This is a genomic window from Pseudomonas tohonis, from assembly GCF_012767755.2.
GTDB classification, from domain to species: Bacteria; Pseudomonadota; Gammaproteobacteria; order Pseudomonadales; family Pseudomonadaceae; genus Metapseudomonas; species Metapseudomonas tohonis.
In genome coordinates this window covers 2,297,847-2,318,999 of sequence record NZ_AP023189.1, presented here as the reverse complement: position 1 = coordinate 2,318,999, position 21,153 = coordinate 2,297,847, and the positions used below count along the sequence as shown (strand labels likewise).

The following is a 21,153-nucleotide window of genomic DNA, read 5'->3' as shown; positions in this document are numbered from 1 at the left end:
TGCCGTTGCGGGGAGTGCCTGCCACTCCCCTGCTGGAGTCTTGAATGAGTAAGCGCAAAACACTGGGTTTCGGTCTTGGCCTTCGCAGTGAGTATTACCAGCAGATTCTTGAACAGCGACCTGCGGTCGACTGGTTTGAGATCATTTCCGAGAATTACCTGGTGGGCGGTGGCAAGGCCCTCTACTTTCTCGATGCGATTGGCGAGCAATACCCGTTGGTGATGCACGGAGTATCGCTGTCGATCGGCGGTTCGCATAACCTGGACATGGGCTACCTACGACAGCTCAAGCAACTGGCGGACCGGATACAGCCCCAGTGGGTTTCCGACCACTTGTGCTGGAGTCGCGGCAACGCCCATCAACTCCACGACCTGCTGCCGCTGCCGTTTACCCAAGAAAGCCTGCTGCATGTCGCCGCGCGGGTGCGTCTAGTGCAGGATGTTCTGGAACGTCCCATTGTGCTGGAGAACGTTTCTTCTTACGTGCAGTGGAAGACGTCCAGCATGAGCGAATCGCAGTTTCTCTCGGAACTGAGTTTCCTGACCGGTTGCGAATTGCTCCTTGACGTGAACAACGTCTACGTCAGCGCACGAAATCAGGATTTCGACCCATGGCAGTTCATCTTGGAATTGCCGCACGAGCGGATTCGTCAAATTCATCTGGCCGGGCACAGCGATTACGGGCAGTACCTCATCGACACCCATGACCAGCCCATCGCTGATCCGGTTTGGTCTCTCTACAGCAAGACTTTGAGCTACTTGGGCCCGACATCGACCTTGATCGAGCGGGATGACCAGTTTCCGCCGCTGGAAGAGCTGTTGTCCGAATTAGCACATGCCCGTGCTATCGCCAAATCTGTGATATCGGGGGCCACCCCTTGAGCCTGATCGCCCTACAGACTGCATTTGAAACTTACCTGACAGGTGGCAGTGCCCTGCCCTCCAACGAGCTTTTGGAGCAGATCCGAGGTAGCACAGCGCTGAGTGCTCTCGAAGGCCTGCAGATCTACCACAACGCTTACCGTTCGCGCCTGCTTGCGGTCTTGCGAGAAGACTTCCCTGCCCTGCTTCACTGGATCGGCAACGAATCATTCGAGCAGCTCGCACTGGCCTACTTGGCCGCCTGGCCACCACGACATTTCAGCATTCGCTGGCTGGGCGAGAAGCTGCCCGAGTTCATTAGCAGCTACGTCGAAGAACCCCAACTATCGCCGATGCGCGAACTCGCGGAGCTTGAGTGGGCTTTTACACTGGCTTTCGATGCTCAGGACGTCGAAGTGCTTTCACTGCAGGCCATCAGTGATTTTTCGGCTGAAGACTGGATTTCACTCAGGGTTTCCCTGACTGCATCTGCCCGGTGGTTGCAGCTGCAGTACAACACGCTGGAGTTGTGGAAAGCCGCCAAGTCCGGCAGCTTGCTGCCTGATATTACCCGCCTGCCAACGAACCTAGCCTGTCTTGTTTGGCGTCATGAACTCGTCTGCCAGTACCGGAGCCTGGAGCCAGCGGAGGCTTCGGCATTGCAGTTTCTCATCGAGGGCGGATCGTTCGCTGAACTCTGCGAGTCGTTGAGCGCCACGCATGGCGAGCAAGCTCCCTTGCAAGCCGCGACCTGGTTGAAGTTGTGGGTCAACGACGGTTTGCTAAAGCGCGGCCAGCTATTACACGAATGACCCGGAACCTTTAGGCTAGCGCTCTCTCTTTGGCCACTCCGAGCGCTTCTATGACTCACCGCATCATTCATTTCAAACAGCAAGCCTTGCTTGACCCGGAGACCTATCAGGCAATGCTGGCCGACGGCGTTGGTCACTGGGAGCGGCTTGCAGGAGAAGTCGTCGGCATAGAAGACGAAAAAAGCCACGAGTTCGCTGCATTGAAAAGCCTGTTCAAGCGCAAGCGGTACTCCTATGACACGCTGGAAATGCGCGAGCCAGGCGATCACTCAAACTGGCTTCGCGGCCGAGATGGTTCAGAAGGTATGACCAACGAGGTCACCAGTATCCCAGGGCTAAAAGAGCTCTCAGAACTGGAGATTTAGTGGGATAGCAGGTCAGCGCTCAAGCGCTGACCTGGGCCGAATAGCCAAGCTCCTGGATGAGTTCGCGGATCGATTCGGCACTTTCTGTGCTCTCAACGGTGACCTTGCCGGCCGCTCGATCCACTTCTACTCGTGCATCCTGATCCAGAGCTTGAATGGCCTTCGTGATTTTGCTCACGCAACTGCCACAGCCCATCCCCGCAACACTCAGACTAAACATGTCTTTCACCTCATTTCGTCCGCGGCTCAAGTTACCGCACGGACAGCATCGACCTTGACACGATGGCAAGGTCAAGCCCGTACTCTACAAGAGGTTCAAGCGCCAATGCAGGCTGCGATCTGGCTGAAGTGACGAGCTACTGGTCCGCTCAAGGAAGGCCAATGAAGATCCTTGCTATGAATAGGCCCAGAACACCTCATTCCATGTGGGGAAACACAGCAACGAGTTGATTGATGCTTCAGTGGCGATGGCTCTTGCCAACGTGCGTATGCTCTGCCTCAGGCAAAGGTTGAACCCCTCCGCTCGAACTAAGTTGCTGGATGATTGCGCATGCATCGACACTTCTCTCCGCGGCGCATCGATGGCGCAACTCAACGAGCTGCTTCTGCAGAGCTAACAGACTGTTGATCCGAAGCTCCACATGGCGAATGTGCTCGTCTACCAAGCCGTTAACGCTATCGCAGCTCTCCTCCGGACGATCGATGAGCAAAAGCAGCCGCCGTATTTCATCAAGCGTCATGTCCAGGGTTCGGCAGTTACGGATGAATACGAGCCGCTCTAGGTGCTCCTTCCCGTAGACCCGGTAGTTCCCCTCGCTTCGACCAGGAACAGGCAGCAGCCCTTCACGTTCATAGTAACGAATAGTCTCCACCTGACAGTCAGCCTGCTTTCCGAGCTCACCAATCTTCATGGGACGAATCTCCTGATCAATGCTTGACCCTATAGTGGCTTCAGGGTGTTGACTCTGCAATGACTTAGATAAGAGGTCCCGCCATGAGCAGTTGCTGCAGTCACGACCACTCGGATCATCATAAACCTGAAGACCAAAAGCGCGAGCCAGCGCCACCAGGAACGACATTCAGCGCTTTCCACATCCAGGCGATGGACTGTCCGACAGAGCAGAGCCTGATTCAGAGCAAGCTTGGCTCGCTGGCCGGGATACACCAGCTCGACTTTAACTTGATGACTCGCGTTCTAGGGGTACAGCACAGTCTCCCTTCGGTCACCCCCATCATTGATGTGATCGCCTCCCTGGGTATGCAGGCCGAGCCCACGGACGCTCATGTACAAACACGAATTCGCATCGAGCAGATGGACTGTCCTACTGAGGAGAAGCTCATTCGCGACAAGCTCGCTAACCAGAAAGGCATCAGCAATCTGCAGTTCAACCTGCTGCAACGCACTCTGGTCGTAGACCATGTTCCAGAGCTGTTACCTCAGCTCATGGCAGCCATCCAGGAGCTCGGGCTTTCACCGGTTGTCGAGGAGAGTGCCGACCGCCAGGAACCTACCCCAACGAAGAAGAAGCATTGGTGGCCGCTGGCGATCGCGGGGATCGCTGCGGTTTCAGCCGAAATAATCCACTTTGGGCAGTTGGCCCCCGAATGGGCGGTTGCAGCCTTAGCAATAGTGGGGATAGCGCTAAGTGGGCTCGGTACCTACAAGAAGGGCTGGATTGCGCTCAAGAACCGCAACCTGAACATCAATGCCCTCATGAGCATTGCTGTAACCGGTGCCGTATTGATTGGCCAATGGCCCGAAGCGGCCATGGTTATGGTGCTCTTCGCGGTAGCCGAGGTTATTGAAGCGCGCTCACTGGAGCGTGCACGTAACGCCATCCGTGGACTCATGGACTTAAGCCCCGAGCGGGCCACTGTTTTGCAGGCGGATGGATCCTGGCTAGATGCGGACATCAAGGCGGTAGCACTTGGCGCTGTTGTTCGGGTACGGCCAGGTGAGCGAATTGGCTTGGATGGCGAGGTGACGGCAGGCACCTCCACCGTCAATCAAGCACCTATAACCGGCGAGAGCTTGCCGGTAGATAAGAGCATTGGAGATCAGGTTTTTGCGGGCACGATAAACGAGGCAGGGTCGTTGGAGTTCAGGGTAACAGCAGCGTCTACCAACACTACCCTGGCTCGGATCATTCATGCGGTGGAGGAGGCTCAGGGCTCTCGGGCGCCGACCCAACGTTTCGTTGACCGCTTTTCTCAGATCTACACCCCCGCCGTGTTCTTGGTGTCCCTAGGGGTCGCCTTGCTCCCACCGCTATTGCTGAGTGGCGCATGGCAGGAGTGGATCTATCGAGCGCTGGTATTGCTGGTCGTCGCGTGCCCATGCGCGCTGGTCATTTCCACTCCCGTTACCATCGTCAGCGGCCTGGCAGCGGCGGCTCGCAAAGGCATCCTCATCAAAGGTGGGGTCTATCTGGAGAGCGGCAAAGATCTGGCACTGCTTGCACTCGACAAGACTGGAACCATCACTCAAGGGAGGCCGGTTCAGACAGACTTCCTGCCGCTCAAAGAAACAGATATCGAAATGCATCGTGTCAGTGCCGCTAGCCTAGCTGCTCGCTCTGATCACCCGGTATCAAAAGCACTCGCTCGACATGCGATGGATAACGATGTGTCGCTACTGGACGTCAAGGAGTTTGAAGCGCTTCCTGGACGGGGAGTCAAAGGCCGTGTGAAAGGCCAACTGTTGTATCTAGGCAACCATCGTCTGGTTGAGGAGCTGGGGCTCTGTTCTAAGGAGCTGGAGCTTACGCTGGAGCGGCTGGAGCGTCAGGGTAAGACCGTCGTCATCCTGTGCGACGGCCAACAGCCCCTTGTTCTATTCGCAGTCGCAGACACCGTGAAAGAGACCAGTGCCGATGCCATGCGGCAGCTCCACGAGCTTGGGGTAAAGACATGTATGCTCAGTGGCGATAACGAGCACACAGCCCTGGCGATAGCCCAGCAGGTGGGTATTGATGAGGCTCGTGGCAACCTGTTGCCGGCAGACAAGCTCACAGTCATCGCTGAAATGCAGGCCCAAGGTTTAACGGTTGGCATGGTGGGAGACGGCATTAACGATGCCCCAGCGCTGGCAAAAGCTCAGATTGGCTTTGCCATGGGTAGTGCAGGGACCGACACGGCGATAGAAACCGCGGACGTTGCACTGATGGATGATGACTTGCGCAAGGTCGCTACGTTCGTCCGTTTATCCCGTAGTACCGCTGCCATCCTCAAGCAGAACATCGCCCTGGCACTTGGCATCAAGGCGATCTTCCTGGGCATGGCCATCACAGGAGGCGCCACCATGTGGATGGCTGTCTTCGCTGACATGGGCGTCAGCCTGCTCGTGGTGTTTAACGGCCTGAGGCTGCTCAGACAGTAATGGGAGGTAGCCATGCAATCTCAACTGAAATCAGCAATTGCAGAGGCCTTTGCGCAAGCCGATACAAACCTGCGGCTGAAGCAGCCTGGCAGAGCATTCGAGTGGTTAGAGCGCGCCCACATCCTGACTCAACGGCATCCCTACCTGCATGCAAAGTCACATTGGCTGATGCTACGCCTGGGCCTGCAGACCAAGGACTATCGGGAGGTCCTTGGGCAAATACCTCGCATAGTGGCTGCACTACTTTTCTCACGCATCTGGGTTCCCATTGGCAATACTGGGCGTGCACGAGTTAGCGCATTCCTCCCCATGCCCGTCCCAGAAGATCTGCAGCAGCTCCTCGCAAACGATAACTAAACCAGAACTGATGCCCTCGGCCATGCGCACCATTCGCGTGCGCCGCTGGGCGTCGTTTGTGCAAAAAATGTCAAATTAAGTAGCCCCCTCCCTCATCTTTTCGAAGATTACAAAATTGTAATTTTCCAATCATCTTCAAGTTATCTACGGCTTGCAACGATAGGTGCGACCGCCTCTGGCTGCTCTCGCACCGGGGCTCCATACCTACAAGAACAGTCATGGCAAATATCCAATTCTGCCAAGAATAAAGGAGCAATTAATGAGCAAGACCAAATTATCTCTTGCAGTATTTTCGGCAATCATTGGAATCAGCCCCATGGTGGCCACTGCTGAGGAAACAAAAGGCGAAGGTTTCGTAGAAGGAAGCAGCCTTAATATCCTCAATCGAAATTTCTACATGAACCGTGACTTCCGCAATGGTCAGTCCAGCTCAACTGGAAATGGCTATTCCGAGGCATGGGCGCATGGCGTCATGGTGAACTTTGAGTCCGGCTTTACCGAGGGGACCGTCGGTGTGGGTATCGATGCGTTCGCCATGCTAGGCATCAAACTGGATACCGGTGATGGTCGCTTTGGCCCAGGCGGCAGCATCAACCTGCTTCCCGTGAACAGCGATGGGGAAGCGGAAGACGAGTACTCCAAGCTGGGCGGAGCCGTAAAAGCTCAGCTCTTCGATACGGTCATCAAGGCCGGCGATGTGTTCCCGATGACCCCGGTTCTTCACTATGGCGACTCTCGCCTCCTTCCGGAAAGCTTCAAGGGCGTCACCGTCGTCAATAACAGCGTTGATGGTCTGACCCTGCAGGGTGGTCGAGTTCATGCGATGAGCCAACCGCAGCAGAGCGGCATGAGCGAAGACTTCGCCACCTTCTACGCCGGCGGCGTGGATGCGCCGTGGGCAGCCTACTTTGGTGGCGACTACACCCTGAATGACAACCTGGCGTTCAGCCTCTACACCAGCCGCCTGGAAGATGCCTGGAATCAGCACTATGCCGGCATGTCCTGGAGCCACTCGCTCTCTGAGAACGTCTCGCTGTTCGGCGGTCTGAACTACTACAAGGCCGTTGACCAGGGGCAGAAGCTGCTGGGCGAGTTCGACAACGACATCTACAGCGGCAAGGTCGGTGTGAAGTTCGGTGCCCACTCCCTGGCCCTATCCCACCAGCGCAACAACGGCGATGATGACTTCGACTACCTGCGTCAGTCCGACTCGATCTTCCTCGACAACTCGATCCAGTACAGCGACTTCAACTCCCCGAATGAGCGCTCCTGGATGCTTCGCTACGATCTCGACATGGCAACCTTTGGCGTCCCTGGCCTGAGCTTCATGACCCGCTACGCCTTTGGTACCGATGCCGACTACTCCGATGCGAACAACGTCTACATGCGCCGTGATGAAAACGGCAACCCGCTGACCGATCAGAAACGCTGGGAGCGAAACATCGAAGCGAAGTACGTAGTGCAGTCTGGCTCGCTGAAAGATATGTCTTTCCGTGTTCGCCAAATGACCACTCGCGCTACCGACTACGAGTCCGACCTGGATGAAGTTCGTCTGATTGTTGAGTACCCACTGGAAGTGCTCTGACTAGAAAGTGGAGCGGGCAACTACTTGCCCGCTCTCTCTAGCGCTGCATGTCAATATTGTAATTTTGAGCTCATGCTCCCGTTAGCTTCACCTTCGTAAGATCTAGGCATCTTCACAGAGCGTAAATAAATAGCTCATTGCAACTGAACGAGGCCTAACTTATGAAGATTGCAAATATTGCACTTATTGGAATTCTCGCACTCGGCACCGCTACTTCTGCACTTGCAGAAGATGGCTACGGACGCTCTTTGGAGGCGGTGAAAAAATTTCGAGAAAACCAAGAAAAAATTCACGGGAAAGACAATAAGGCGGTTCAAGTAGAAAGCCAGAAAAGCGGAGCTACTGAAAAAGACGCTGCCAAAGGCAACAACACAACCAACGAAGGCTAATTGTTTTTCCCCTACCGAGTCCACCTCTAGAAGCTCCACGAGCTCCTTTGGAAAGAGGTGTACCCTAAGCGCCCTACTAGGGCGCTTTTTTTATCCCTGTCTCCGCTGAGCTCTGCCATCCCCGGCTGGACAGAAACTCGCCTCTTTGCCTACCTCTTAGCTACAGCCCTCATGCTCAAAAACCGAGTTCAGCGGCTTTGCTATGGCGTCAGTGCGCATCACGTAACTCATCACGCGATCTCAGATCCAGCCGCTGCGGAGGCGAAGCCCCAATAAGCCATTCCAGCAGTTGGCTTTGCTGTTGGCCAGGAGCGGGGGTAGCCCATTGCGATTCTGGCTGATTCAACGCGCCTTTATGACGGTAATCCTCGCGGTTGCTGCTGCCGATCGACGCTAGGAGTCTGACGTTACACCTTGCGCTGGGTGCAATAGATGGGGGCAGATGCATACCCAGAGATGTTTGAAGCTGCCTTGGCAGCCCAACCTGGTAGGCCTGGCGATCCGATGCTAGAAGACTTGGGCAGTTACAGCGGGCCTTGATGTGGAGCTGACCGCGGCTGAGATGAGTTCACCTGGCATCGATGAAAAGCTCGAAGCCGATTGCAGGCTGTATCAGGGATCGGTGTTTCAGGTCCGCCCGCGCTCTTCGTGAACGGCTAGCCGCTGCAGGAGTTCGGCCCAGAAGTCCTGCGCAAAATGGCTCTCGATGAGATTGCGAAAGCGAAGGTGGGTTGACCATGTGATGGTCCGATACTCTCTGGGGTACGGACCACCTGGTTCATTCGAGTAACGTCAGCCCTTGTGCAAGGCTACATCTCCATCGGTTTCCGACTCAGAATCCTCTTCCTCTTCCTCGTCTCGTCGGTGCACCCACTGATACAGCACTGGCAGTACCAAGAGCGTGAGAGTCGTGGAGGATAGAATCCCTCCGATAACGACTGATGCCAGAGGTCGCTGCACTTCGGCCCCGGTACCTGTCGCTAGCGCCATTGGCACAAAGCCCAGCGACGCCACCAACGCTGTCATCAAGACCGGCCGCAAGCGAGTCAGAGCGCCTTCAATGATTGCCTCGTGCAGCGTCCTTCCTTCCTCACGCAGATTACGGATGAAGGAAATCATCACCAAGCCGTTCAGAACCGCGACGCCCGACAAGGCAATGAAGCCGACGCCAGCCGAGATGGACAGGGGAATATCTCGCAGCCAAAGGGCGAGTACACCACCAGTCAACGCGAAGGGAATGCCAGTGAACACCACCAGGCCATCCTTGACGTTATTGAACATCATGAACAGCAAGGTGAAGACCAAGAGCAGAGCGACCGGGACTACGATCTGAAGCCGCTTGGCTGCTGACTGCAGCTGCTCAAACTGGCCACCCCAGGTGGTCCAATATCCAGCCGGAACCTTCACATCCTGCAGCAGGCGATCGCTGGCCTCTTGAACAAAGGATCCGATATCCCGCCCTCGCACGTTGGCACTGACCACCACCAGGCGTTTGCCGTTCTCACGGCTGACTTGGTTGGGGCCAAGTATCAGGTCGAGGCTGGCGACTTCAGATAGTGAGATGAACGATATCTGCTCTGCCGCTCCGCCTGATGGCGCAGGAACAGGAATCAGCAGGCGCGAAAGGCCCTCGATATCCGTACGCAGCCGATCCGATAGCCGCACCACCATGTCAAAGCGGCGGTCGCCATCGAACAAGGTGCCTGCACGCTGGCCTCCTACCGCGAAAGCGATAGTGTCTTGAACATCGCCTACGTTCAGGCCAAAGCGAGCAGCCTTGTCACGATCAATGTTGATGGTCAGCACGGGCAGCCCAGTGGTTTGCTCCACCTTTACCTCGGAAGAGCCATCTACTTTCTCCAAGGTTTCCGCAATCTCAGCAGCAGTGCTGTTGAGCACACCCATATCGTCACCAAACACCTTCACCGCGACGTCACTGCGCACACCTGAAATCAGCTCGTTGAAGCGCAACTGGATGGGTTGAGAAAGCTCGTAGTTGCTACCTGGAACTTCCGCACTCACACGCTGCAGGTCAGCTATCAACTCTTCTCGCGACTTGTCCGGATCAGGCCACTGGTCCTTGGGCTTGAGCATGACGTAGGCATCCGAGATGTTCGGCGGCATTGGGTCAGAGGCGATCTCAGCGGTACCGGTCCGGGCAAATACCCTCTCGATCTCCGGCACCTTCTCTACCAGTCTCTTTTCCAAGCGCGCCTGCATCTCCACCGACTGCGTCAGGCTAGTTCCTGGTACGCGCAACGCCTGCAAAGCAAAGTCCCCCTCGCTGAGGCTAGGAATGAACTCGCTGCCCATGCGACCTGCCAGTACACCGGACAACACCACCAAGGTAACTGCGCCGGCAAATACTGCTGTTCGGTTGCCCATGACCCAACCCAGCACCGGCTCGTAGCCTTTGCGGGCGGCACGCATAACGAAGTTCTCTTCCTCTTTGACCTTGCCGGTGATGAAGAGCGCAATTGCAGCTGGAACAAAGGTCACGGAAAGAATCATCGCCCCGAACAGAGCAATCACCACTGTGAACGCCATGGGGTGGAACATCTTCCCTTCGACCCCTGTCAGCGCAAAGATCGGAAGGTAGACCACCATGATGATCAGTTGGCCGAAGATCAGGGCCCTGCGCGCCTCTCGCGAGGCGGCAAACACTTCATGCAAACGTTCGGAACGGGTAAGCATCCGGCCATGGTGCTGTTGCGCATGAGCCAATCGGCGAATGGCGTTCTCGACAATGACCACCGCGCCATCAACGATGATGCCGAAGTCCAAAGCACCGAGGCTCATCAGGTTAGCGCTCACCTTGTTGGTGAACATTCCAGTGAAGGTAAAGAGCATCGACAGCGGGATCACCATCGCGGTGATGATCGCTGCGCGAATATTGCCGAGGAACAGGAAGAGGATGGCGATTACCAGGATCGCGCCCTCGATGAGGTTCTTCTTAACCGTGGCGATGGCCTTGTCCACCAGATCGGTTCGATCGTAGACCGTGATGGCTACTACCCCATCAGGGAGCGATCGATTGATCTGCTCCAGCTTGGCGGCAACTGCCTGCGAGACGCTGCGACTGTTCTCGCCAATGAGCATGAACACCGTGCCGAGAACAACTTCGCGACCGTTCTCGGTGGCAGCTCCAGTACGCAGCTCTCGGCCAATCTGCACATCCGCAATATGGCTGACCCGAATGGAGGTCCCGTCGACGTTGCTAATGACAATGTTGGCGATGTCCGCTGCAGTGGCAACCTGACCGGGAGCCCGAATCAGCAGCTGCTCGCCACTGCGCTCGATATAACCAGCACCAACGTTGGCATTGTTGCGTTCAAGCGCAGTGACCAGGTCTCCCAAGGTGAGCTTATAGGCGGCCAAGCGCTTGGGGTCCGGCGCGATCTGGTATTCCTTCGCGAAGCCACCGATGGTGTTAATCTCGGCCACGCCTGGAACATTGCGCAGCTGAGGCTTGATGATCCAATCCTGGATTACCCGAAGGTCGGTGGGCGTGTATGGCGTACCGTCTTCCTTCAACGCCCCCTCTCTAGCTTCAACCGTCCACAAGAAGATCTCACCCAATCCTGTCGAGATTGGGCCCATGATTGCCTCTGCTCCATCTGGCAGTTGTTCGCGGGCAACCTGCAGGCGCTCATTGACGAGCTGGCGGGCAAAGTAGAGATCCGTGCCGTCTTCGAAAATTACGGTCACCTGCGACAAACCAGAGCGCGATAGCGATCTGGTCTGTTTGAGGTGCGGTAAGCCGGCCATGGCCGTCTCGATCGGAAAGGTAATACGCTGCTCGGTTTCTAGAGGTGAGAAGCCTGCTGCTGCGGTATTGATCTGTACCTGAACGTTGGTGATATCAGGTACAGCATCTATGGGGAGCTTCTGGTAGCTGGCAATACCTAAGCCAGCCATCGCCAGTACGGCGAGCATCACGATGATGCGCTGCTCGATGGCGAACTGAATTATGCGTTCGAACATACGAATTTTCCGTCAATGGCAGGTCAGTGGGCGTGGTCGGCGGAGCCTTTGCCCAGCTCGGACTTGAGGATGAAGCTCCCTTCTGTCGCGACCTGCGCTCCGGCGGCCAAGCCTTGGGTAATTTCCACAGCCCCTTCGCTACGGGCGCCTAGTACCACGGGAAGTGCCACGAATCCATCGTCCACGCGAACGAAAACCGTGGGTTTCTCTTCGATGGTCTGAATTGCCTGGACTGGAACGGTGACGTTGGCCTGGCGGGAGTCGGCTGACAACGCGACGGATACGAAGAGGCCTGGGCGCCATGCGCCATTTGGATTTTCGAGAGTGGCGCGGGCAGTAGCCGTGCGTGTCTGCTCGCCAAGCAAGTTACCCACGTACGAAACGTTGCCTACAACCTCAGCCTCCAGCTCCGGGGCACTGATCTTGACCGGCTTGCCGACCTGGACCTTGCCCAAGTCCCGCGGTGCAACACTGAAGGTTGCCCAGACACGGCCGAGATCTGAAATGGTGAAGGCGTTGCTCGCCTCGTTCACAACCTCGCCAAGCACTAGGTGCTTTTCCACCACGATGCCATCGAACGGGGCCCTTAGCTCGTAGCGGTTCCCCCCCGCAAGAGCAACGTTTTCGCCCAGGGCTCCCATTTTCTGACGAGCATTGCTGAGAGCAATTTCTGCCTCCTGTAGCGCCTGGCGGGCCTGCAGGTAATCCTGTTCTGCAGAAATCTTCTCCTTCCACAGTTGCTGCTCTCGCTCAAAGGTTGTGCGGGCCAGTTCGACCCTGCGCTGGGCCGCAGCAAACTCACTACGCTGATCTGATATTTGCTGGCTTGCGATAACAGCCAGGAGTTGCCCCTTCTTAACTGACTCTCCCAGGTTGACCTGGACGCTTTCCACGACACCAGCAGTTCGAGGAACCACGTGAGCCGTATGGTCCTCATCGAAGCGAATCTCACCGGGAAGGCTGATGGTAGTGCTCATAGCTCCGGCAGTAGCCTTCACCAACTGGATTCCGGCGGCATCGATTTGCTCGTTGCTGAGCTCGATGAGTCCCTCCTCTTTGGCGTAGCTGAAACGATAGGCCCTTCCTTCTCGCTCAATCAGAATGCGAGCCTCGAAGTAGTGCGGCTCGGCGATACCCATGGCACTGACAAAGGCATCGCCCTTGGGCTCGAATCGGAGCGTATTCACTTCACCTGAAGGACGTCTGACCTCCATGGACACCCGGGTATTCTCCCCGGGCACAATCTGCTGCCCTTCCTGTGCTAGATACAGCGACATGGGAGCACTTCCATCCTGACTCTCTGGCGCAACTAGCTCGGCACTGAAGTTGTCCTGACTGAACAGCGTTCCTCCGTTTGGACCGCGAGAGTGATGCTCGGTATCTCCATGTTCATCAGCATCGCCGTGACCCTGCTTTGCTTCTTCGCCATGGTGCTCTGTGTCCTGATGGCTGCTTGTCTCGGCGTGCTCATCCGATTCATGGCCTTTCTCCTCATTCATGAGGGTTACTCCGCCACCAATAAGCCCTATGCCCGCAATGATCGCGAGTACGAGGGGTAATTTTTTGCTCATAAGCAACTCCTAAAGGAAATGCAGCGACCCGCACTCCAGATGCGGGTCACCAAGACGGTCGGTAGGAACTCGGCGGCTCAACGTGCAGCGGGGATGGCTGATACATCGCCATACACGCGCTCTAACTGCACCCATGCCGCGGTGGCTGAGGCCAGGGCGTCGACATACTGCGTGCGGGCACCAATCAACGTGCGCTGAGCATCCAGCACATCGAGAAAAGCGAATTTGCCCATCTCAAATCCGCGGGTAGCGCTATCAACAGCGCTCTTGGCCGATGGGAGAATCGTCTGGTCGAACGAGTTGATCTCCTCCTTCGCAACGACCCACTGATCCATGGCTTGCTCTACATCTGCCCTGAGGCGTAGCTCGGTCGCGTTGCGCAGGTCGCGGGCTTGGTCGGCGCGACGTGCAGCGGAGAGAATGTTGCCCTGGTTACGATTGAAGAGAGGGATCGGCATCGATAGGCCAACTACGTTGACTCGCTCCCGATCTTCAGCGCTGTATTGGCTGCCCAGGCTCACATTCAGGTCTGGAATGCGCTGGGTCTTTTCCAGCTCGAATGAAGCCTCTTGCTGATCCACAGACAGCCGGGCTAGGCGCATTTCTGCGGTTGTCTCCAAGGCAGACCACAGCTGATTGACTGTTGGCGGTTCTGGGATGCTGGTCGCACTCCCAACAACCCTGATGTCTGCGTTGCCACCGATGACAGCCTGCAGTCGAGAATGGGCTCTAGCCTGATCCCGTTGAGCTCGACGTAGCTCAAGTCGGACCTCAGAGAGCTGCACCTGGGCCCGAGTTAGCTCAACTGGTGAAACCTTGCCCGCCTTGACTCGCCCCTCGGCCCCCTGAACTCCTCGCTCAGCCAGCGCGAGAGATTGCTCCGCCAGCTCGACGCGCATCCTTGCTTGCAGGTTGTCGTAGAACGACTGGATGACATCGGCGCGCAGCTCATTCTGGCTGCGCTCTAGCTCGACCGATGCCGCACTCTGCCCCTTCTCCGCTAGCTCGATGCGTGCCCCTCGCTTTCCCCCAAGCTCAATCGGCTGCGTAATCTGGGTGGTAGTGGTCCGCGTGTTGCTGCGGGTGTCTTCCACCTCCCATGACAGCTCTGGGTTTGGCAGCAGGCCGGCTTGCTGCCGCTCGCCCAAAGAGATGTCTACCAATCGGCTCGCAGCCGAGAGAGTCGGACTGTTGTCTTGCGCCTGGCGCAATGCTTCAGCCAGCGACAGCTCCGAGGACGCAGCGACTGCTGGCCGGCCAACCACCCATAGGGACACCAGTAACACCGGAAGCAACTTCCGATAAAAACCTGCAACACCACCATCGCAAGAGAGCAAGGGTTAATCCTCCGCAACCAATGATCATCCCTGACTAAAACGGCTCGACCCGGCAGTAGCGGTCAGCTGATGAAGACAGGAAATGAGTTAGCCGCAGAATTTAGATATCAGTTCATATCGCCAAGGTGACTGGAAAATTACAAATATGTAATCAAGGCCTACAGGCTATTTCGCTGTATTAAGATGCCCCCATCAGAGAGTCCTGTGAAGTTACATGCTGATACAAATATAGCGTCAGCGAAGGAACCTTTAGGGAAATCAGTAACCCCACCAGGGAAATCTGCCTGAAATACTCGCTAAATGTGACAGCTTGTCGCAATGCCAGTCACAGCAAGGCTTGCGCATTGACCCTGTAGCCGCTACAGGCTTTAGGATTGTCTACTCCTATCGTGCGCTAAAAGCCTCTTCATGCCACGTCATTATTAATTTATGAAACTTTACGCGGCCCAATAAACAACAATATGCCGCCTGCCTGGGTAAATTTAATATGCGAATCCTAGTTGTCGAGGACGAGCCCAAAACTGCCGAATATCTGCATCAAGGACTGACCGAGAGTGGCTATGTAGTCGACAAGGCCTCTACTGGATTAGATGGTCTTCATCTTGTGCGCCAACACACTTACGACTTGGTCATTCTGGATGTAAACCTTCCAGAGATAGATGGCTGGGGCGTATTAGAAAACCTTCGCCGTGATAACAACACAAGGGTCATGATGCTCACCGCCAGAGGAAGGCTGGCAGACAAGATCAAGGGCCTGGACCTAGGTGCGGATGACTACTTGGTGAAGCCCTTTGAGTTTCCTGAGCTGCTGGCCCGAGTTCGCACCCTTCTGCGTCGCAGCGAGCAGGCTCCGGCACCAGAAACTCTACGTGTAGCAGACCTAGAGCTGGACCCTGCCAGACATCGAGCCTTCCGCGGTGAGCAACGGATAGACCTGACGACCAAAGAGTTTGCGCTGCTGCACTTGTTGATGAGGCGTTCGGGTGAGGTGCTTTCACGCACTCAGATCATTTCGTTGGTGTGGGACATGAACTTCGATTGCGACACCAATGTGGTCGAAGTCTCCATCCGCCGCTTGCGCGCCAAAATCGATGACGCCTTTGAAAGGAAGCTCATCCATACCCTCAGAGGGGTTGGTTATGTACTCGAGGAGCGGGAATGAAACCTGCCAGCCTCTCCATGCGATTAGGGCTATCTGTCGCCCTGATGGGAGCCGCATTGGTGGTGCTCCTGGCCGCCCTTGCTTACTTCTCGCTGACGCACGAGCTGGCCTCGCTGGCCCGAAGCAGCCTGAACGGCAAGCTTGAGCAGATCCAGCACCGACTCAAAGAAGATTCGATATCGAGTGCCGACATCGCCAAGCAACCGCATGGACTGCTCGACCTTGTTGTAGGCCACGACAACCTACAACTTGCCATCTATGAGCGAGGGCCTGAAGGGAAGAAGCTGCTGAGCGTTAGCAACAGGTCGAACGCTCCGAAACTGCATTCTGAAGGCGCCGTGGGCGTTTTCTTCCACGAATGGCTGGATAGCACCAAGCACAGTTTTCTGACGGCCTCGAAGCATGTGCGCTTGAAAGATGGCAATGAAGTCACGATCCAGCTCTCTATAGATCGCTCTGCAGACGACGCACTGCTAACGGCGTACCTGCGATCCACCATGATCGCCTTGCCTTTTCTTCTGCTCTTCATTGGCGTTGGAGCTTGGTGGATTGTCCAACGCGGATTGTCACCGCTGCGCCAGTTCAGAAAAATAGCGTCACAGGTTTCCACTCAGGACCTGACCCATCGCATACCAATAGATCGACTGCCTCAAGAGCTAAGCGAGCTGGCACACGGCATCAACTTCATGCTCCATCGCCTGGACAGTGGCGTTCAACAGCTCTCGCAGTTTTCTGACGACCTGGCCCACGAGCTACGTTCCCCCATCAGCAATCTGATGGGTAAGGCTCAAGTAACGCTTTCACGAGAGCGTCCACCAGAAGAGTACAAGGCGGTCCTTGAATGCTGTACCGAGGAGCTTGGGCGCGTGACACGCATTGTCTCGGACATGCTCTTCCTCGCTCAGGTAAGTCACCCCGCTTCGTTGGTGCCTTTCGAGCGAATTGATTTAGACGACGAAGCACGGCGAGTTGTAGACCTCTTCTCTATCTCCGCCGAGGAAAAGCAGATTGCGATAGACATCAGTGGGGCAGGCCACACCTTCGGTGATCGATTGATGATCCAAAGGGCCGTCTCGAACCTCTTGTCGAACGCCATACGTCACAGCCCCCGCAACAGCAGCATCTCGCTGCTGATTGAAAAGCAGCATGAGACGGTCTCGCTGTCTGTTGGCAATCCAGGGATTGGTATCCCAGCCCAGCACATTCCTCATCTGTTCGAGCGCTTCTACAGAGTAGATACCAGTAGATCCCGAGCAGAGGGAGGCACGGGCCTGGGATTGGCCATCGTGCGCTCCATCATGAGCCTGCACCAAGGCACCGTCGATGTGTCCAGCGTGCCGGGCAACTACACCGTTTTCCGATTGTTGTTCCCTCGCGCGCCAGAAACTCCAACGAGCCTGGTGCGTGCCGGAATCGGAAAGCAGAGAAGACAGCTGAGCTGACTTCTATCGCCTTAGCCGCTGTGATCTCACATACGGCTGAGCCGCCTTTACCCCGGAGCATCACCATGAAAAAAATAAGTGCCTCCCTAGCACTGGGACTTTTGAGCCAGCATGTATACGCCGCCGGCTTCATCGAAGACAGCAAGGCCAGCCTCGGCCTGCGCAATTTCTACATCAACCAGGACACCCGCAACGCGGACGGCGCCACCCAGGAAGAATGGGGTCAGGGCTTCCAGTTCAACTACATCTCCGGCTACACCGAGGGGACCGTCGGCTTCGGCGTCGACGCTCTCGGCCTGCTCGGCGTCAAGCTGGATTCCGGCAAGGGTCGCCATTACAACCCCGACTCCAGCAAATACGGCGGCACCGTGTTCCCCACCGACGAGAACGGTCGCGCGGTGGACAACTTCGGCAGCCTGGGGCTGACCGGCAAGGTGCGTCTGTCGAAGACCGAGGCACGCATCGGTACCCTGCAGCCCAAGCTGCCGGTGGTCACCTTCAGCGACGGTCGCCTGCTACCGCAGACCTTCGAGGGTGGCCAGATCACTTCAGCCGAGATCGACAACCTGACCCTGGTCGGCGGCCAGCTGGAACACGCCAAGGGGCGCAGTTCGAGCAACAACGAAGGCCTGTCCATCTCCGGAGCCAACAACGCCAAGACCGGCCAGTTCAGCAACAAGTTCTACTACGCCGGTGGCGACTACAAGATCGGCAAGGACCTGCTGGCGCAGTACTACTACGGCGAGCTGAACGAGTTCTACCGCCAGCACTTCCTCGGCCTGACCCACAGCCTGGCCATCGGCCCGGGCGCGCTGAAATCCGACCTGCGCTACTTCAAGAGCGACGCCGACGGCAAGAACGACAGCGCCGCCGGGGTGGCCAAAGGCTATGCCAGCACTGGCTACTACGGTCTGAACGCGGCCGGCAAGGCGATCACCAAGGGCGAAGTGGACAACGACACCTGGAGCGCCCTGTTCACCTACAGCCTCGGCGGCCACGGGCTGAGCGCCGGCTACCAGGAAGTCTCCGGCGACAGCAACTTCCCCTACCTGAACCAGGGCGACGGCGCCACCGCCTACCTGATCACCGACCGGCAGATCGGCAAGTTCGCCAGTGCCGGCGAGCGCACCTGGCTGGCCGAGTACGGCTACGACTTCACCAAGGCCGGCGTACCAGGTCTGAAGGCCACTGTCACCTATCTATCCGGCGACAACATCGATTCGGCCGACGGCGAGAAGAAGGAATGGGAACGCGACTTCCGCCTCGACTACGTGCTTCAGGACGGTGCCCTCAAAGGCCTCGGTTTCTCCTGGCGTAACGCCAGCCTGCGTGGCAACACCAGCGCCGCCGACCAGGACGAGAACCGCCTGATCGTCAGCTACAGCCTGCCGATACTCTGAGCTAGCCCCAAGAGGAGCCTCGCCTGATGGCGAGGCTCTTAGATTGCTATGTCGTGGGCGATGGGGAATGCCCCTACGATGAAATGGCGTCAGCTTGCCCTTCGTCGACCGAGGCAAACGATGTTAGCTACCGCAAGGTCTAATCGATCCGTGACTGCCGCAGCCGTAAGGCGTTAAACACCACGGACGCGGAGCTGACACTCATCGCCAGCGCAGCGATCAAGGGCGACAGAAGATGTCCTGTCAGCGGATACAGCAGCCCGGCCGCTAGCGGGATTCCCATCGCGTTGTAGAGGAATGCAAAGGCAAGGTTCTGCCTCATGTTCTTCACCGTGGCCACCGACAAGGTGCGCGCCCGCAGGATGCCCATCAGGTCTCCCTTGACCAGGGTCACCTGGGCGCTGTTCATCGCCACGTCGGTGCCCGTGCCCATAGCGATGCCTACGTCGGCCCTGGCCAAGGCCGGCGCATCGTTGATGCCGTCGCCCGCCATGGCAACACGCCGGCCATAGCTCTGCAGTTCGGCGACTAATTTCTCCTTGTCCTGCGGTTTCACCTCGCCATGCACCTCCTCGATGCCTAACTGCTTCGCCACGGCTCTTGCTGTGGTGAGGCCATCGCCAGTGGCCATGATGACCTTCACGTCAGCGTTCTGGAGTTGAGCAACAGCCTGTTGGGAGGTCGGTTTGATTGGATCGGAAACGGCCAGGAGACCCGCCAGGCGACCATCGACGGCCAGATAGATGATGCTGATGCCCTCCAGGCGCAGTTGCTCTGCACGGTTACGCAGCGGAGTAATATCGACGCCCGCCTCCTCCATCAACGCTGTGTTCCCAAGCTGCAGTTGATGGCCATCGACCTGTCCGCGTACACCAATACCTGAGCCAGATTCGAAGGTCTCCGGTTTCACCAGGGCAAGACCCTGTTCACGCGCATGATCGACAATGGCATGCGCCAGCGGATGCTCGCTGCCCTGGTCCAGGCTTGCGGCCAAGCGCAGAACCTCGACCGAGTCGAACGGCCCGGTTCCCTCTGCACTATGAAAGGCCGGCCGCCCCTGCGTCAGTGTCCCGGTCTTGTCGACGATCAAGGTGTCGATTTTGCAGAGGTTCTCGATAGCGCTGGCATCGCGGAACAACACACCGCTGCTGGCGGCCTTGCCGGTCGCGACCATGACCGACATCGGCGTTGCCAAGCCCAGGGCGCATGGGCAGGCAATGATCAGTACGGCCACAGCGTTGATCAGGCCAAATACCCAACCTGATTCCGGCCCGAACACCCCCCAGCCAAAAAATGTCAGGATCGCGATCAGGATCACCCCCACCACGAAGTACCCTGCCACGGCATCGGCCATACGCTGCATGGGCGCCTTGGAACGCTGGGCCTTAGCCACCATCTGGACGATCTGCGACAACATGGTTTCGGCGCCCACCTTCTGCGCTTCCATCACCAGGCTGCCGTGGGTGTTCAGGGTGGCACCGATGAGGGTATCCCCTGCCCGCTTGGTGACGGGCACCGGCTCGCCGGTGAGCATCGACTCGTCGACAGCGCTCTCGCCCTCCAGCACGGTGCCATCCACCGGGACTTTTTCGCCCGGCCGGACACGCAAGTGGTCACCCTGATGGACGTGGGTCAGCGGAATATCTTCTTCCTGGCCGTCAGGCCTGATGCGCCGGGCAGTCTTGGGGGCCAATCCCAGCAGTGACTTAATGGCGGCAGAGGTCTGCGAGCGGGCTTTGAGTTCGAGCATCTGGCCCAACAGCGTGAGCGAGATGATCACCGCGGCGGCCTCGAAGTAGACGCCGATGCGTCCATCCTGAACGAAGGCCGCCGGGAACCACTGCGGCACCAGGGTGGCTGCCACGCTGTAGAGGTAGGCGGCTGCAGTTCCTAATCCGATCAGGGTCCACATATTAGGGCTGCGTTGCCGGATGGAGTCTATTCCGCGAGTGAAAAATACCCAGCCACCCCAAAGCGTCACGGGCGTTGCCAGAACCAGCTCAACCCAGTTCTGGGATGTTCCATGGAACAGCTGCAAGGAATGACCAGCCATCGCCAGCACGGTCACGATGACGGTCAATGGCAGGGTCCACCAGAACCGTCGCGAAAAGTCTTTCAGCTCCGGATTTTCTTCGTCCTCCAGCTCTGGAATGACGGGTTCGAGCGTCATCCCACAGATCGGGCAGTTGCCAGGGCTCGGTTGGCGAATCTCGGGATGCATCGGGCAGGTGTATTCAGCCCCCAGTCCTGCCTGAGTTGAGTACTCTGGCCGAGCGGCATGCTGGTGGTGCCCGGCATGCGATTGATGGCTCATGTACTGATGAGGGGCTGCCTGGAACTTCTCCTGGCATTTTGTACTGCAGAACCGATAGGCCCTTCCCTCAAAGTTCTCCTGGTAAGGACTATCAGATTTGACCTCCATGCCACACACCGGATCGCGTGGGCTCTCTGGATGGCCGTGCGAGTGATGTGCATGGCCCTGGTCATGATGGCAGGAGGTCTTTTGCATT

16 protein-coding genes are annotated in these 21,153 nt (G+C 57.2%); 10 read left to right on the top strand and 6 right to left on the bottom strand.

Annotation, left to right across the window (positions count from 1 at the left end):
- Positions 1-44 precede the first annotated feature (44 nt).
- The 3 genes from bufB to HSX14_RS10645 are packed head-to-tail and all read left to right on the top strand — an operon-like array spanning position 45 to position 2,037.
- Positions 45-881 (top strand): MNIO family bufferin maturase, encoded by an 837-nt coding sequence (bufB, locus tag HSX14_RS10655; protein ID WP_003452318.1) that lies wholly within the window; start codon positions 45-47, stop codon positions 879-881.
- Positions 878-1,672: an HvfC/BufC N-terminal domain-containing protein gene (locus tag HSX14_RS10650; protein WP_062832780.1), complete on the top strand. Its 795-nt coding sequence runs from the start codon at positions 878-880 to the stop codon at positions 1,670-1,672. Before bufB ends, HSX14_RS10650 begins: the two co-directional genes overlap by 4 nt.
- A 50-nt stretch (positions 1,673-1,722) precedes the next feature.
- Complete coding sequence (locus tag HSX14_RS10645; protein WP_004374672.1) at positions 1,723-2,037, top strand: hypothetical protein; 315 nt, start codon at positions 1,723-1,725, stop codon at positions 2,035-2,037.
- Between the two features lie 19 nt (positions 2,038-2,056).
- Here HSX14_RS10645 and HSX14_RS10640 read toward each other — a convergent pair whose 3' ends face one another.
- Both HSX14_RS10640 and cadR read right to left on the bottom strand, forming a co-directional pair.
- Positions 2,057-2,257 (bottom strand): heavy-metal-associated domain-containing protein, encoded by a 201-nt coding sequence (locus HSX14_RS10640; protein WP_003246756.1) that lies wholly within the window; start codon positions 2,255-2,257, stop codon positions 2,057-2,059.
- Between the two features lie 238 nt (positions 2,258-2,495).
- On the bottom strand, positions 2,496-2,948 hold the full coding sequence (cadR, locus tag HSX14_RS10635) for a Cd(II)/Pb(II)-responsive transcriptional regulator (RefSeq protein ID WP_074918645.1): 453 nt from the start codon (positions 2,946-2,948) through the stop codon (positions 2,496-2,498).
- A gap of 191 nt (positions 2,949-3,139) precedes the next feature.
- Between cadR and HSX14_RS10630 the strand changes: the two genes are divergently transcribed.
- From HSX14_RS10630 to HSX14_RS10615, 4 genes are all read left to right on the top strand, one after another.
- Positions 3,140-5,416, top strand: a complete 2,277-nt coding sequence (locus HSX14_RS10630) for a heavy metal translocating P-type ATPase (RefSeq protein WP_173178454.1) — start codon at positions 3,140-3,142, stop codon at positions 5,414-5,416.
- 12 nt (positions 5,417-5,428) lie between these two features.
- Positions 5,429-5,773, top strand: a complete 345-nt coding sequence (locus HSX14_RS10625; RefSeq protein WP_095938464.1) for a DUF3703 domain-containing protein — start codon at positions 5,429-5,431, stop codon at positions 5,771-5,773.
- A 316-nt stretch (positions 5,774-6,089) separates the two neighbouring features.
- Complete coding sequence (locus tag HSX14_RS10620; protein WP_228723615.1) at positions 6,090-7,358, top strand: OprD family porin; 1,269 nt, start codon at positions 6,090-6,092, stop codon at positions 7,356-7,358.
- A gap of 161 nt (positions 7,359-7,519) precedes the next feature.
- Positions 7,520-7,747: a hypothetical protein gene (locus tag HSX14_RS10615; protein WP_141248858.1), complete on the top strand. Its 228-nt coding sequence runs from the start codon at positions 7,520-7,522 to the stop codon at positions 7,745-7,747.
- A 792-nt stretch (positions 7,748-8,539) separates the two neighbouring features.
- Here HSX14_RS10615 and HSX14_RS10610 read toward each other — a convergent pair.
- The 3 genes from HSX14_RS10610 to HSX14_RS10600 all read right to left on the bottom strand — a co-directional run bounded on the left by HSX14_RS10610 (position 8,540) and on the right by HSX14_RS10600 (position 14,588).
- The gene (locus tag HSX14_RS10610) at positions 8,540-11,731 is read right to left on the bottom strand and encodes a CusA/CzcA family heavy metal efflux RND transporter (RefSeq protein WP_173178434.1); all 3,192 of its coding nucleotides are present in this window, start codon (positions 11,729-11,731) and stop codon (positions 8,540-8,542) included.
- 23 nt (positions 11,732-11,754) lie between these two features.
- On the bottom strand, positions 11,755-13,230 hold the full coding sequence (locus HSX14_RS10605) for an efflux RND transporter periplasmic adaptor subunit (protein WP_081694045.1): 1,476 nt from the start codon (positions 13,228-13,230) through the stop codon (positions 11,755-11,757).
- A gap of 149 nt (positions 13,231-13,379) precedes the next feature.
- Entirely contained in the window at positions 13,380-14,588 is a 1,209-nt protein-coding gene (locus HSX14_RS10600) for a TolC family protein (RefSeq protein ID WP_228723613.1), read from the bottom strand.
- Between the two features lie 538 nt (positions 14,589-15,126).
- Here HSX14_RS10600 and HSX14_RS10595 point away from each other — a divergent pair.
- From HSX14_RS10595 to HSX14_RS10585, 3 genes are all read left to right on the top strand, one after another.
- Positions 15,127-15,801 carry a heavy metal response regulator transcription factor gene (locus HSX14_RS10595; RefSeq protein ID WP_173178433.1) on the top strand — a complete coding sequence of 225 codons (675 nt, stop codon included), beginning with the start codon at positions 15,127-15,129 and terminating at the stop codon, positions 15,799-15,801.
- Positions 15,798-17,243: a heavy metal sensor histidine kinase gene (locus HSX14_RS10590; RefSeq protein WP_090432324.1), complete on the top strand. Its 1,446-nt coding sequence runs from the start codon at positions 15,798-15,800 to the stop codon at positions 17,241-17,243. Before HSX14_RS10595 ends, HSX14_RS10590 begins: the two co-directional genes overlap by 4 nt.
- A 65-nt stretch (positions 17,244-17,308) precedes the next feature.
- Positions 17,309-18,643: an OprD family porin gene (locus tag HSX14_RS10585; RefSeq protein WP_021703182.1), complete on the top strand. Its 1,335-nt coding sequence runs from the start codon at positions 17,309-17,311 to the stop codon at positions 18,641-18,643.
- Between the two features lie 139 nt (positions 18,644-18,782).
- Here HSX14_RS10585 and HSX14_RS10580 read toward each other — a convergent pair whose 3' ends face one another.
- The gene (locus tag HSX14_RS10580) at positions 18,783-21,152 is read right to left on the bottom strand and encodes a heavy metal translocating P-type ATPase (RefSeq protein ID WP_095938458.1); all 2,370 of its coding nucleotides are present in this window, start codon (positions 21,150-21,152) and stop codon (positions 18,783-18,785) included.
- Position 21,153 lies beyond the last annotated feature (1 nt).

Bases quoted from the DNA above. Each gene is read 5' to 3' on its own strand.
- HSX14_RS10590 (WP_090432324.1), top strand. From the start codon at position 15,798: ATGAAACCTGCCAGCCTCTCCATGCGATTAGGGCTATCTGTCGCCCTG.
- HSX14_RS10640 (WP_003246756.1), bottom strand. From the start codon at position 2,257: ATGTTTAGTCTGAGTGTTGCGGGGATGGGCTGTGGCAGTTGCGTGAGC.
- HSX14_RS10620 (WP_228723615.1), top strand. From the start codon at position 6,090: ATGGTGGCCACTGCTGAGGAAACAAAAGGCGAAGGTTTCGTAGAAGGA.
- HSX14_RS10605 (WP_081694045.1), bottom strand. From the start codon at position 13,230: ATGAATGAGGAGAAAGGCCATGAATCGGATGAGCACGCCGAGACAAGC.
- HSX14_RS10585 (WP_021703182.1), top strand. From the start codon at position 17,309: ATGAAAAAAATAAGTGCCTCCCTAGCACTGGGACTTTTGAGCCAGCAT.
- HSX14_RS10610 (WP_173178434.1), bottom strand. From the start codon at position 11,731: ATGTTCGAACGCATAATTCAGTTCGCCATCGAGCAGCGCATCATCGTG.
- bufB (WP_003452318.1), top strand. From the start codon at position 45: ATGAGTAAGCGCAAAACACTGGGTTTCGGTCTTGGCCTTCGCAGTGAG.
- HSX14_RS10595 (WP_173178433.1), top strand. From the start codon at position 15,127: ATGCGAATCCTAGTTGTCGAGGACGAGCCCAAAACTGCCGAATATCTG.
- HSX14_RS10630 (WP_173178454.1), top strand. From the start codon at position 3,140: ATGGACTGTCCGACAGAGCAGAGCCTGATTCAGAGCAAGCTTGGCTCG.
- HSX14_RS10645 (WP_004374672.1), top strand. From the start codon at position 1,723: ATGACTCACCGCATCATTCATTTCAAACAGCAAGCCTTGCTTGACCCG.
- HSX14_RS10615 (WP_141248858.1), top strand. From the start codon at position 7,520: ATGAAGATTGCAAATATTGCACTTATTGGAATTCTCGCACTCGGCACC.
- cadR (WP_074918645.1), bottom strand. From the start codon at position 2,948: ATGAAGATTGGTGAGCTCGGAAAGCAGGCTGACTGTCAGGTGGAGACT.
- HSX14_RS10580 (WP_095938458.1), bottom strand. From the start codon at position 21,152: ATGCAAAAGACCTCCTGCCATCATGACCAGGGCCATGCACATCACTCG.
- HSX14_RS10625 (WP_095938464.1), top strand. From the start codon at position 5,429: ATGCAATCTCAACTGAAATCAGCAATTGCAGAGGCCTTTGCGCAAGCC.